General features: G+C 45.1%; 12 protein-coding genes. All 12 read right to left on the reverse strand.

What is annotated here, in order from left to right; genetic code table 11:
* Positions 1-762 precede the first annotated feature (762 nt).
* The 12 genes from ABC831_RS25880 to ABC831_RS25935 all read right to left on the reverse strand — a co-directional run bounded on the left by ABC831_RS25880 (position 763) and on the right by ABC831_RS25935 (position 13,676).
* Complete coding sequence (locus ABC831_RS25880; RefSeq protein WP_343250965.1) at positions 763-2,352, reverse strand: sulfatase family protein; 1,590 nt, start codon at positions 2,350-2,352, stop codon at positions 763-765.
* 12 nt (positions 2,353-2,364) lie between these two features.
* Complete coding sequence (locus ABC831_RS25885) at positions 2,365-3,108, reverse strand: ABC transporter ATP-binding protein (protein ID WP_343250966.1); 744 nt, start codon at positions 3,106-3,108, stop codon at positions 2,365-2,367.
* A 16-nt stretch (positions 3,109-3,124) separates the two neighbouring features.
* Complete coding sequence (locus ABC831_RS25890) at positions 3,125-3,901, reverse strand: ABC transporter ATP-binding protein (protein ID WP_343250967.1); 777 nt, start codon at positions 3,899-3,901, stop codon at positions 3,125-3,127.
* On the reverse strand, positions 3,880-4,665 hold the full coding sequence (locus tag ABC831_RS25895) for an ABC transporter permease (RefSeq protein WP_343250968.1): 786 nt from the start codon (positions 4,663-4,665) through the stop codon (positions 3,880-3,882). Before ABC831_RS25895 ends, ABC831_RS25890 begins: the two co-directional genes overlap by 22 nt.
* Positions 4,662-5,441 (reverse strand): ABC transporter permease, encoded by a 780-nt coding sequence (locus ABC831_RS25900; RefSeq protein WP_343250969.1) that lies wholly within the window; start codon positions 5,439-5,441, stop codon positions 4,662-4,664. Before ABC831_RS25900 ends, ABC831_RS25895 begins: the two co-directional genes overlap by 4 nt.
* Before the next feature lie 43 nt (positions 5,442-5,484).
* Entirely contained in the window at positions 5,485-6,576 is a 1,092-nt protein-coding gene (locus tag ABC831_RS25905) for an ABC transporter substrate-binding protein (protein ID WP_343250970.1), read from the reverse strand.
* Positions 6,577-6,707: 131 nt separating this feature from the next.
* Positions 6,708-8,246, reverse strand: a complete 1,539-nt coding sequence (locus tag ABC831_RS25910; RefSeq protein WP_343250971.1) for a response regulator transcription factor — start codon at positions 8,244-8,246, stop codon at positions 6,708-6,710.
* A gap of 16 nt (positions 8,247-8,262) precedes the next feature.
* Positions 8,263-9,921 (reverse strand): sensor histidine kinase, encoded by a 1,659-nt coding sequence (locus ABC831_RS25915; protein WP_343250972.1) that lies wholly within the window; start codon positions 9,919-9,921, stop codon positions 8,263-8,265.
* 341 nt (positions 9,922-10,262) lie between these two features.
* Complete coding sequence (locus tag ABC831_RS25920) at positions 10,263-10,943, reverse strand: P-II family nitrogen regulator (protein ID WP_343250973.1); 681 nt, start codon at positions 10,941-10,943, stop codon at positions 10,263-10,265.
* 14 nt (positions 10,944-10,957) lie between these two features.
* Positions 10,958-12,496, reverse strand: coding sequence for a DUF1538 domain-containing protein (locus ABC831_RS25925; protein WP_343250974.1), 1,539 nt, complete (start codon positions 12,494-12,496; stop codon positions 10,958-10,960).
* Between the two features lie 342 nt (positions 12,497-12,838).
* Positions 12,839-13,198, reverse strand: a complete 360-nt coding sequence (locus tag ABC831_RS25930) for a YccF domain-containing protein (protein ID WP_343250975.1) — start codon at positions 13,196-13,198, stop codon at positions 12,839-12,841.
* A gap of 19 nt (positions 13,199-13,217) precedes the next feature.
* On the reverse strand, positions 13,218-13,676 hold the full coding sequence (locus ABC831_RS25935) for a hypothetical protein (protein WP_343250976.1): 459 nt from the start codon (positions 13,674-13,676) through the stop codon (positions 13,218-13,220).
* Positions 13,677-13,850 lie beyond the last annotated feature (174 nt).

Below are 13,850 nucleotides of genomic sequence, written 5' to 3' on the forward strand. Positions count from 1 at the left end.
ATCAAACTCTCATGTTTAAGTGTTTGATTCCGTCAAGATAACTACTAGCTATCTTTCCGTCATACTGTTTTAAGGTTGCTTCCCATCTTCCGCTCTCGTTTGCAAAATTCCTTTTGCATTTGGTCGCTTCTATATAGGAAAGCGTTCGTTTCTGAAATTCTTTTTTAGAATTTTCAGGGTTGTTTCACTGTTTAGTTATCAATGTTCGTTCGCTGTCGAAAAGTTTTTTTGAACAACTGCTTTCGATGTTTACCAGCCTTTGTTCTTTCCTTGTTCGAGGCAGCTTAGATATAGTATCATAAACAACTTTTTGTGTCAAGCCATTTTTTTACTTTTTTTTGCTGCCTTCTTTGATCTCTCGACCGCGGACTTTTATATTAGCATATGCTGTCGGAATCTGTCAACATTTAATTTAAATTTATTTCCAATTTATTTGCAAAGCCCGTTACTATTCACAGCCAACTGGGGAGGGGACTGGTACCTTTCGGCAGTAGAACCGGCCTTCCAGCAGCTGCGTGGAGAAAGGGGCCTGTCCCCGGATGCCGGTCTATTCGAGGAAAAAAGCGCCTGATCCCCGTATATGGGATTATTCTAGTCAACATCCGGGGACAGGCCCCTTTCTCCACGCAGTTACAGGAAGCTCCGGCTCTACTGCCGAAAGATGCCAGTCCCCTCTCAGTTTGCCGTGAATAGTAACAAATCCCACGTTCTACCCATTTTCGTCAACTATCATGGGTAGAACGTGGGTGAATGATGGTTTATTTATGCAATCCCGTAGCGCCTTCTAAGGCGTGGTTCCGTCTGCACGATTTTATCCAGCAATTTTTTTACGAGCTGTGCCTGGACTTCAGCATAGGCCGGATCATTCCAAAGGTTCTGCCGTTCTTCCGGATCCTTTTCGTGATCAAATAAGACGCCGAACTCTTCATTGATAAACAATGTCAGTTTATACTTTTCCGTAATCAGCGTCCTAAGGAACATACCAAAAATATCGTCGTCATCCTCAATCAGGACGCTTTCCTGTACCTTTGACGCTTGTCCTGTCAGAATCGGCTTCAAAGAAATCCCAGGCAGAACGGGGATTTTATCGTAGATATTTTCCGCTTCGTGTCCATCCATATTAAAAAATGGGCCCGGCCACGGTTGAATGCCGGTAAGAGGATAAGGAATTTCTAACAAATCTAACATGGTCGGGACAAAATCCAGCAAACTTGCTAACGCATCAGTCTTTACATTTTTTTGTATGTGGCCTTCCCACTGAAAAATCAGGGGGACATTGATTAATCCTTCGTAATGGAATGGACCTTTGCAGTACATATTGTGATCACCCATAAGGTCTCCATGGTCGGAGACAAACACTACAATTGTGTCATGCTCCAGTCCATTTTGCCTGAGGTGATCCATAATCCGTCCAACGCTTTCATCCACCAGGGAAACCATCCCGTTGCTGCGGGCTTTCATTTCTTTCAATGTTTGCAGATCACAGAGCTGTGGACCGCCATCCGGAGGATAGACGCCTTTCCTTTCATAATACCCTTTTTGAAACATGTCCGGCATACTTTCCCGCCGGTCGTCGAAGGCCAAAGGTGTGTGAATATCAGCAGCCGTATACATAGTATCGTAAGGTATCGGAGGTCCGAAGGGATAATGGGGATCCGGATTGGAACACCACAGAAAAAATGGTTTTTCTTTATCCCGATTCTCAATACACTCTATGGTTTTTTGTGTGATCCACTCTGTGTAATATAACTCCTTGGGAACAGTATTATAATACGGCGTTCCACCCGGTTTGGGCCAGGCAGCCTTGATAGAACGCAGCGTTTCCGCCGCTTTCGGACTTTTGTTCTTGAGCCAGTTATAGTATTCTCCAAAGGCATAACTTCCGTGTCCCCCTAAAAAATCCACATGGTCTACACCATAATACGGTTCGGGAAATTTCTTGATATCGCCCCGTTCCCAAACTGTTTCGCATTCCGGCAGCAGCTGCGGGGTATATTCCGCTTCTTTCACATTGGGCGTCTTCTCTGGAGTAAGATGCCAGCATTTAAGATGGAGCTTTCCCACAGAGTAAGTTTCATAACCGTTATCTTTTAAGATCTGCGGCAGCATCAGCACGCCGTCACGGGTATTGACACCGTTGGTTCGGGCGCCATGACCTCTTGGCGTCAAACCCGACCAAAGCGTCGCACGGGATGGCATACATAGGGGCGTGTTGCAGTATGCATGGCGAAACAACGTTCCGTTTGCTGCAATCGTATCGATATTGGGTGTGTTTAACGAATCATCGGCAAGGCATCCGATCTGGTCGGTACGCTGCTGATCTGTAATAAATACCAAAACATTCGGCTTCATTGTACCTCCTTATCACCACCATTTAATTAAATCAGTAATTTTATTGCGCAGCATTATAAACTCCGGACTCGCAATATCCCGCGGTCGGGGCAGTGGATTTTCGATTTTCTTTTTAATTTTAGTCGGTTTGTTTGTTAAAACAAGTACATTTTCTCCCAGATATACGGCCTCTTCTATATTATGTGTAATAAAGATTACCGTGGTTCCGGTTTTTTGCCAAAGATTGACCAGCTCGTCCTCCAATTTAAATCGAAGATCCAAGTCCAGTTGTCCGTAGGGCTCGTCCATGAGGAGCAGTTCCGGCTGTACAGCAAAAGCCCGCGCAATTACCACACGCTGCAGCATACTGGCAGAAAGCTGGGATGGATAATAATCGCGGTAAGCACTAAGGCCAACCATCTTAAGTGCTTCCTCCGTCCGCTCTTTGATCAGCGCTTTGGGTGTTTTTTTCGTTTCCAGTCCGAAACGGATATTTTCTTCCACCTTCAGCCAAGGTATCGTAGAATATTCCTGAAAAATATAAGCGATATTGTGGCGTTTTAAATCCACGGGCTCCCCATGGATTAAAATCTCTCCGGCTGTAAGAGAATATAATTTGGTCAAACTATTTAAAAACGTTGTTTTCCCACACCCCGTCGGACCGACAATACAGAGAAATTCCCCTTTTGCCACGTCAAACGAGATATCGTCCAGCACTAAAAGGTCACCGAATTTTTTCGTCAAATGATTTACTTGTACCTGTCTTTCTTCGCCCACGGCATTCACCACCTCATTAAATCGATTTGTCCATTGCTTCCGAAATCTCCTTGCGCAGTGTTAAGAACGCCGGATCCACATAGCTTCTTGGTCTCGGAAGATCAATCACGTATTCCTTTTGAATTTTAGCGGGACAGTTACTGATCATTACAATCCGGTCAGCCAAATACAGAGCTTCCTCTATATTATTGGTAACAAACACGACCGTGCGTTTTTCACGCTCCCAGATTTTCATGATTTCTTCTTCCATCATATAACGGGTCTGGGCGTCCAAATGGCCAAAGGGTTCATCCATGAGTAAAACCAAAGGTTCGTTGGCGTAAGCACGTGCAATGCCGACGCGCTGCTTCATGCCACCGGACAGCTTCGCCGGGTAAGTATTCTCAAACCCTTCTAACCCCACCAGATTAATATAATATTGGACCTTTTCCCTGTATTCTTTCTTTCCAAAGCCGCGGGCCTTTGGGCCGTATTCCACATTCCCCCTCACCGTGAGCCACGGAAAAAGCGCGGTGGTCTGATATACAACGCCCCGGTCAGGGCTGGGACCTTCCCGTTTCTCCCCTTGCATCAGAACTTCGCCTCTTGATGGTTCTTTAAGCCCCGCCATAATATTGATAAGGGTTGTCTTTCCGCACTGACCCGGGCCAAACAGAACCAAAAACTCATTTTCACGCACATCCAGGTTGATTCCCCCGATAACATGGTTTTCTTGATCCTTTCCGTAAAAGACTTTATCAATATCCCTGCACTGAATGACCGGTTGTGAGTTTATCTCCCTCTCTCGTTCCATACGCATAATTTCTTTTCCACTCCTCTCATCATTACGGAAAGTAAGAATCCGGTGATTCCAATGGCCACCATACCCACTAAAATCTGATCCGTATTGCCGTTATCCATCCCCGCTACCACGATCCAGCCGATTCCTTCTGAAGAGCGTACCATTTCAGCGGCCAGCACTGTCATCCAGGAAACAGAGAGAGCGTTTTGTAATCCGGCAAAAATCTGCGGTACCGAAGCCGGGAGGACAATGCTTTTGAAAATGTGTGTTTCTTTTGCGCCCAGCATCCGGGCTGCGCCGACTAAAGTTGGATCCACATTGCGTGAACCGTCGTAAGCGTTTACGGTAACGATGACAAACGCGGCTAAAAACAGGATAAAAATCTTAGACTGTTCCCCAAGCCCAAATAAAAGGATCGAAATCGGGATCCAGGCGATAGCTGGAATCGGGCGCAGAACCTCAAATACCGGTTTGAATACCGCCTCAAAAGCGCGGTACCATCCCATGAGCAATCCAATGGCTATGCCAAGGATTGCCGCGATGACATTGCTGAACAGCACCCGGGCTAAACTTGCCATAATATGTACAGCCAGCGTATATTCACCGATTGGTTTTGCAAAAGCTGCAAAGAAATCCAGGATGACCTTGAGCGGTCCGGGAACCAAATTCCCTGCGGGGGAAACTGTGATCACAACTTGCCAGGCGATCAAAAATAATGTGATGGAGATGCTTCCATATACCGCTGCCTGCCACTTTTTAACCTTTTCATCCATCATGAGCGGTTCCCTCCTTTTACAACACACCGTTGCAGAATGCGAAGTATTGCCGACAGAATTGCTCCGATGGCCCCTATAGTCAGCATCCCAACAATAATCATATCCGGCCGTCCAATCATTCGGTTGGCCTGGATCATAAACCCAAGTCCGCTGGACGAAGCCAGCAGTTCCGCAGCAACCAGAGCGGACCATGCACTGGTCAGAGAAATGGTCAATCCGGTAAAGATCTGTGGCAGCGCCGATGGGATCGCCACTTTAAAGAGAATCCTGATATTACTGGCTCCAAAGGTCTGTGCAACCCAGATATGAACCGGATTCGTCTGCAGGATACCCGTGCTGGAATTGATCACGCACGGCACAAAAGCTGAGAGGAATATAATCGCCGCTCTCGCCTTGATGCCAATCCCCAGAAAGATAATCATAATCGGGATCCATGCGATGGGAGGCATGGGACGAAGCAAGTCAAACAGCGGGCGGATAAAGCAACTTGCCTTTTTGCTCCAGCCCATCGCAATACCGAGGGGAATTCCCACGACAGCGCCGATTCCATATCCAACCAGGGCTACCTTCAGGCTGGTCCAAATATGCTCAAACAGTGTAGAGCCGTCCGGCGCCGTATTGGTCAGTTTATAAAGAAAGCTTTGTACGACCTTAACCGGACTCGACAACGCATAGGCGGGCACCAGATGAAGAATATCTGTACAAAGCTGCCAAATTCCCAGCAGTACAAGAACGGAAATTGTGGAAATCAGGATATATTTTAATTTTGCCTTCACAACACACCACTCCTTTTAGAGATAACCGCATCGCGATACGCGGTTATCTCAAATCTTCGTTAGCTTGTTTCAGGAATTTGTCGATCAGGCAGCTTTCCACAATACTTACCTTCTCATTTTCCAACTGGCCGGTTCCTGTGTAGAATTCCGCAATTTCAACCGAGCCCGCGCCGAATTTGTAATTAGGATTATTCAGAAGCTCATCCGCCGTAAAATACGGACGAAGCCTCACCTCATTTCGAACATCCGATTCTGCGCTTTCTTTGCCGTTATTTTTATAGAACTTCATTAATTCCCGTACAGCAGTATCCTCGTCCTTAAAATCTTTCCCCGCTCTGTACATCAAGGTAACAAACTTTTGAACCAGGTCCGGATGTTCTTCATAAAACTGATCGGCAGCGATCACACCGTCATAGACCTGTACCCCAAGATCCTTCATGGAAGCGCCTACCAGCCAGCCCTGCTCTTCACACTGGAAATTATAGGGCGGCGCCGCACAGAGCACATCGCCCTGGCCTGTCAGGAACGCTTGGTATGCCTGGCCGTATTCCATGTTAACAATATTGATGTCGGTTTCCTTCAGGCCTAATTTTTCCACCCATTTAATGGCGTTTAATTGCGCACTGGTGCCGGTGGGCAGCAGAAAAGTCGCTCCTCTTAAAGAATCGGGATCACCGTAAAGGTCTGGGTAGGTAGGATTATAGCCCTTTACTTTGGCGATCTCACTGTCGGAACGAATATAAGCATTCAGACCGCCGGTGGCATCCGTTGTTTCTGCTACCAGTTTGCCTTCATAATTCGCCATGGAGAATATCATCGCCATACCAATGGCAGCCATATCCCATTCCCCGGCGCCGAGGGCTTCATTCATCGGTGCACCGGTTGCAAATTTAACCAATTCAATATCAAGTCCTGCTTCTTTATCCCAGCCCTTTTCAATAATATAATCCACAGGCATACTAACCATGAACGGCATAACACCGATTCTGACTTTTTGTAATTCTGTCTCGGATTGTTCGCCGCTTTGTTCCACATTTGTTGATGAATCGGCGTTTGTGTTATCTGACGGAGAACATCCACCAACAAACGTGCCTATAATGGATATGCAAAGAATCATTGCCAGTACTTTTTTCATTTCGTATTCCTCCTTTTTTATTCGTTTTGGATACGTTTATTATATTTCATTACCAAATGTGAAAAAACCAACAAAAAATACCTTTTTGCTGGTTTTTTGTCCTCTTATTCTTTTTTTTGATACCGTATCCACTATTTTGACATTTCTGCCTCATTTTCGACATTATTTCGATATTCAAAAGGATTCACCCCAAAGCGCCTTTTAAACACGCTGGAAAAATGGCTGATGTTGCTGTAGCCAACCTGTTCTGCCACTTCGTACACCTTACTGTCTGTTGTCTTAAGGAGGTTCGCCGCGCGGGTAACCCGCACAAGGGTCAGATAAGTGACAAATGTAACCCCCGTCTCTTTTTTGAACAGGCGGCTAAAATAATCCGGATTCAGGTGAACCTGGTCCGCCACCATCTCCAGGGAGCAATTAGCGCTGTAATTTTCCTTCACGTAATTCATCCCTATGACAACCGCGCGGCTGTATCCCCGCCCTGACATCAAATCTTTATCCGGAAGAGACCTCATGAAATGTAGGACGGAATCCGACACCTGACTGAAAGTTTCCGCTGCCCGAATCTTTTCCAAAGCATCTGACAATTCCGCCGGTTCTGAGATCTTGTGTTCAAACATTCCGTTTAAGAGAGAGGAAAGCTGCCGTTTTACAAAATCTTCGGATACCGGCCGCTGCTGTTTGATTTCTTCCATATACTGTGTAATATCTTTGCGCAAATCCTCAGACTGTTCACTCTTCATACGCTGCATCAAATCACGCTTCCGGGCTTCTAAGGATTGTTCCAGTTCTTTTTGTCTGCGAAGGATATCATCTATTTCGTTGGTAAGAAGCGGCGACGTATGTCCTCCATAAAAAACCATTTTTAGTTGATATACAGCTTCTAAAATCGCATTTCGTATTTGTCCCCAACCGGGATGCAGATTACTGACACCGATGTGAAATTGATTTAAAGTAGCGATTTTTTGGGTAAAATTGTTCATCTGATAGATTTGTATCAGCATGCTCGGAGTCACAATAATGTTGCACAGCAGCACATTGATGTTTTTATCATAAACAAACCCCACCGCGTTTTCGATTCCAGCGTCTTCCGGCATACTAAAATTAAATTTGTCGGTATGTATTTCCGGTCGGAACGCAACCGCAAACAATGGGGCATTCCGGATCTGTATTTCATGTCCGCTCAAGCTTTTCTGCGAGATTGGTTCTTCCATGCCTCCGTCCACCAGTCTGTGAAAAAACGCTGTCCGCTCCATTGAGATAAAATCTAGATCCGGGCGCTGCATAGACGCTTTTATATCCAAGTGTTTTTGTGTTTCTTGTAATATCTTACGAATACACTCTTTGCTGATCTCTGTTTTCAGGATATACTGGTTTATCCCAAATCGCATCACATTGCGGGCGTATTCAAATACGTCGTGGCTGGTCAGAACGACGATCTCCACTGCGGAGTCTACTTCACGCACTGCCTCAATAAACTGCATTCCATCCATGTCGGGCATTAGTATATCCACAAATATAATATCAGGATGTTCCTCATGGTAAAACTTCAGCGCTTCCTCTCCGTCGGAGGCTAAACCAATGACCTGATCATTTGTCTCCAGCTGTTCAATCACAAACTTAATCCATTCACGAATCGGTAATTCGTCATCCACAATTAAAATCTTCATTCCCCTATCCCCTCCTTCACTCGATTTGCGGTATCCTGGTAGTAACGCTTGTCCCTTTTCCAGGCGCACTGACAATCGACAGCCCGTAATTTGCACCAAAGCTCATCTGGATTCGTTCCCGAACATTGGCCAAACCTACTTTGTTGTAACTGTTCTTTTTCCATTTACCTTCTACAATCTTCTCTAACTTTTCCGGCGTCATTCCAGCCCCGTCGTCCGAGACAGTGATCCAGATCTCGTTCCCATGCTCCACAGCCTCAATGGTGATACAGCCGCCTCCGTTACTTTCAATCCCGTGATAGATTGAATTCTCCACAATCGGCTGCAGCAGCATCCGGGGGATCTGATAATTTTGAAGCTCTTCCGGAATTTTGTAAGACACCTCGATCGGCTCGCTGTAGCGGTATTGAATCAATTCGAGAAACTGAGCGATCCACAGGATCTCCTCATGGATCGGAATCAGTTCATTCGAACTGGATATGGCTGTTTTCATCAGTTTGATAAAAAGCTCCATCATCTTCTCAGCTTCTTCATTTTTCCCCATAGAAATCATACATTTTATAGAAAAGAGGGTGTTGTATAAGAAATGCGGATTGATTTGAGACTGAAGAAAGTCCAGTTCTGCAATGCGCTTCAGACGTTCTTCCAATTTGATATTTTCCATTAACCGGCTGGTTTCCGCCATCATTTGGTTAAATACTTCATTGAGGTTCCGAATTTCCCGCCAACCCGTCACTTCTGAAGTGACCTTTAGGTTTCCCTGGCGGACGGTCTGCATCTTTTGACACAAGCGGTTGATCGGATCCGCCGTGCGATAGGCCACCCAGTAGGAAAGCAAAAAAGAAACCAACAAACTGATCAGCGCAATTCCAACCGTAGTATAGGTCAGCTTTTGCATCGGCGACAGCAGAACGTGGACGGGGATTTCTTCCACGATAGTCCATCCTGTCATTTCATCATATGCGTTCGAGAGCAAATACTGCTCGTCGCCTTTTTTTATCAGGCTAAACCCATCCCGCTTAAACATTTCTGCGAACCGGTCCATATCATAATAATTAAGGCCCAGCATGTTCTGGTTTTGGTGGGATACAATCGTCCCCTTTTCATCCACAATAAAAATGGTATTACTGCCATTCAATGATTTTGAATAAGTTTCAAACAGCTGTCGTTCATCTATATTGACCAGCAGCAGTCCCAAGACATTCCCCTGAGCGTTATGAATCGTACGCGCCGCGGAAAAAACATATTTTTCTTTCTCTGGATTTTTATCATCTTTATAACTGCTTACCCAAAAAATCTGTCCCTTATTATGTACCACATTTTTATACCAAAGCTCGGCTTTTACTGTTTTGCCATGGTAGGAATAAGTTTCATCTGAGCAAAAATCAAAACCGTTTTCTCCCTGAAGGAACACATAAGGAAATAAATTAATATCTTTATAAGCGTCTATATATTTTACTGACAGCGTTTTTATCTTGTCGGCTAAAACTGGAGAACTTTCCGGAAGAAGTTCCGGAACAATGGAAAGGGTCTGCGCTACTGCGGGATCATAAGAATAGAGATTAGATAGCGTAATCATACTGTTCTTAACCGCCTGTGCCCGCTCGGCAATCTGTTTTAAAACATCGACGCGGGACTGCCCGATGCCATCCAGAATGATAGATTTACTGAACAAAAGTAAGCTGGTGCAGATTACGCAGCAAATTACTACAATTAAAATAAAATAGCTGCTTAGAATCCCCCGTCTGATACTCCAAGCTCTAGGTTGATACCATTTTGGCAAATCTATCCCCCCTATTGCTTTTGAATTTATTATATTCCTGGCTATTTTATTTGTCAAACTCGCACCGTCTGGAAAATTCTGGAAATCAATTTGTCACTCTGCAAGGCGGAGGAAGGAGGCGATACGGCGGCATCGTCGACTGACGACAACGCGGCAGACGCTTCTTATCATCTACCGCATTTCTTCATTCAAATCGTATATGGAAACATAAAACCAAAGTTAAGCCCACCGGGTTATTCTTCTTCCACCAGTCGAAGCCCAGCCGTACTGGTCACCGGCAGAGAGATAATGATGGCTTTCGCCTTGCTCTCCATTCCTGCCTGACGCATAACCGCCTGCATAATTTGATTTTTCTCTTCACTTTTTGTAATAATAAAGATCATCTCTTTTTCAGATGCCAGCGATACACCCAGGAACTTCTCCGCCTGCTCCATTCCGGTGCCCTTGGCATGGATAATGGTTCCTCCTGCCGCCCCTGCGCTTCTCGCAGCTTCCATAATCAAATCACTATAACCCTGATTTGCGATAACCAATAATAAATCATGTGCGCAACCTGTCAATGTGGATTCCGCTCCCTTCTCATAGCCTTGATTTTCTGTTAAAAATAATAACTCCCGTTTTCCGCCAATACTGCTGAGCGGAATAGTAAAAGCGATCCCTGTGCCGGGTATATCGATCTGAAGCTTACTTTGCAGCCCTTTTTTCAGAGTATTCCAGACCGTATCTGTTATGACACCGAAGATCACTGCCTTCTCAGAATCCTCCAGGCCAAAGTAATCCAGCATTTCACTGTTGGCTGTCCCTTTCCCGAGAGTAATCAATGCTATAGTCATATTTCGCTCTTTATAAAAGGTCAGAAATCTCGGCAGCATGTTCCGGTTTGTGATCGTAACCATGAAATAAAGCTCACTCATAGAATTCTCCTTTCCTATAGTTCAATAATATCATAATCATCCAGCAATTCGAACTCTGCGGCAGCCGGAGCCGTAACCAGATATTTTTTAGAGTTTCTCTCCTTAATGCGGTAAATAAGTCCCAGAATCTGAATGGTTATGAGAGGTGTCATGGCTACCATGGCCACAACCCCAAAAGCATCTGTAACAATATTTCCTCCCACACGGACACAGGCCCCCATGGCAAACGGAAGTAAAAAGGTGGCGGTCATAGGGCCGGAAGCCACACCTCCGGAGTCAAACGCAATGGCCGTAAAAATTTTTGGAACGAAAAAAGATAATCCGAGTGCAATTGCATAACCTGGGATGATAAACCAGAAGATAGAGATTCCGGTCAATACGCGAAGCATGGCGAGCCCGACAGAGCAGGCCACACTGATAGACAGACTGTGCTTCATGGCTGAGGCCGGAATCGCAGAATCCGTCAGCTCTTCCACCTGCTTGGTCAAAACATATACAGCCGGCTCCGCCATAACAATAAAATAACCAATCACCATACCAATCGGTACAATGATAAAACGATAGGGCAGCGCCGCGATCATCTGTCCCAGATAATTACCGGCAGGCATAAAGCCCACATTCACACCTGTAAGGAATAGGACCAGGCCCACATAGGTGTAGACCAGACCGATTAATATTTTAATCAGCGCTTTTTTACTCAGCCGCAGGGAAACAATCTGGAAAATTCCAAAGAATACAACAATCGGCAGAAGAGAAACTGCGATCTCCATCATATACGTCGGAATCGCGCCGGAAAATAACTGCCGTAAAACAATCGAATTCTCTATCTCCGGAATAGTCACCGGTATGTATTCTCCGCCGGTCGGATGAAAGACGAGGCCCAGCAACAAAACCGCCATAATAGGTCCAATGGAGCACAGCGCAACAAGTCCGAAGCTGTCATCCGCAGCATGCTTATCGCTCCGGATCGTAGAAATACCGATACCCAACGCCATGATAAAAGGTACCGTCATAGGCCCTGTAGTAACACCACCGGAATCAAAGGCAACCGCAAGAAAATCTTTTGGGACAAAAAATGCAAGAGCAAACACAATAATATAGAAAAAGAATAACATATAAGACAGTGGGATGCTAAACAGCATCCTCAAAAGTGCAAAGATCAAAAATATTCCGACGCCAAAGGCTACCGCAATAATCAGCACCCCATTTGCTATGGAAGGAACTTGGTTTGCCAATACCTGAAGATCCGGTTCAGAGACAGTAATAATAAACCCTAAAACAAATCCCAGCACGATCATAATCCAAAGCCGCTTCGTTTTTGTCATGCAGCTGCCGACCCGTTCTCCCATAGGAGTCATAGCCAGCTCTGCTCCCAATGAAAAAAATGTCATTCCCACCACCAGTAATGCCGCGCCTATTATAAAGGCCATCAGGATACTCGGTGAGGTGGGCACGATGGTAAAACATAGAAGCAATACAATACCCATGATTGGAAGTACCGCATCCAGCGATTCTTTCAGCTTTTCTTGTAGTTTTGTTCGATACAATGGCATTCTCCCTTTCTTCTTTCATTTTATTCCATACGGGAATTACACGTAAATTAAAATTTCTTCATATTAACTTTTAACGGGGCGGATTGAAAAGGATAAACTAAGAACGTTCTATATATAATGTATATGAGCGACATAATGTTATTTTTATTTATTTTATGATTATATCATAAATTCCGCAAGAATTATAATATTTATTTATATCTTAACACGAAATATACAAGTACAAAATCGATCCGTATGAGTGGAACCAACTCAACAATCCTGGCGCATTACGTCCAACATATAAATCGGATAACAAAATGGACATGTCCCAAATCGAATTGGACATGTCCCCTTTTGTCTTTAGTGTACGGTTGCGCCAAATGGCATCAGTGCCAGTTTGGCCATCTTGAAGTGCTGGAGTCCAAACGGGATACCGACGATCGTGATACAGAAAATGATTCCAAAAATCACTGATTCCAGCGCCAGAGGGATACCAGAGATCAGCAGCCATATCAGATTCACCAGAAAGGATACTGCGCCTCCGCCATAATGCACTTCTTTCCCGAAAGGACACATACTCAAACCAGCAAACTTAAAGCATTGTAAACCGATGGGAATACCCACAATCGTGATGCACCACAGGCATCCTGCCAGTGCCCAGCTCAATCCGCTGAACAATCCTCCGAATAGAAACCATATGATGTTACCTAAGAATGACATATGCTCTTACCTCCTGTTCTTATCCTCCGAATCCGCATTGTTTTATTTCACATTGTTTCATATCTTCCAGTTCACTTAATACCACGTCTACCCGAACACGGGCGTCCTGTACCTCTTCCAGGGCCTGGTCGATTTTCCTTTGTACATACCAGTCTGCTATCACTCCGTCCAGAAAGAAATCTGCAAATGTGATGAATCCGTCGATTTCCATTTTCAGATCCGTCGGAATAAATACATCTTTCAGCTCCTTCTGAAACCGCAGAAGCAGGCGCTTGGCCTCCTCGATACTGGCGCTGGCATCATCCAGCCGGGAATGTTTTAACAGACCGATCAGGAGGCCGCCGCCGATCATGTCCCAGAGTCCCAGGTCTTTTGCATTGGACAGGCATTTTTCTGCATCCTGCAGACATTCCAGTGCTCTGTGTCCCGCCATCAAAGCTTCGTTGATTTCCCTGACATTCTCTTCTCTGTTGTACATACTCTTTACCTCTCTCCTTTAAACAGCGTTTTTAGTTCCGTTGTTATGTGGCAGAGGATGAAAAAGTGTCTTCGACACTTCAACCCCCTAGCCCCCATTCATGGGGGAATTAGGGGTTTCTTTTTGTGTCGGTTTCCTGCATAATAGTCTTATGAGTATATTACAAGATATTTT

The organism is Diplocloster hominis (genome assembly GCF_032380655.1).
Classification (GTDB): Bacteria; Bacillota; Clostridia; order Lachnospirales; family Lachnospiraceae; genus Diplocloster; species Diplocloster hominis.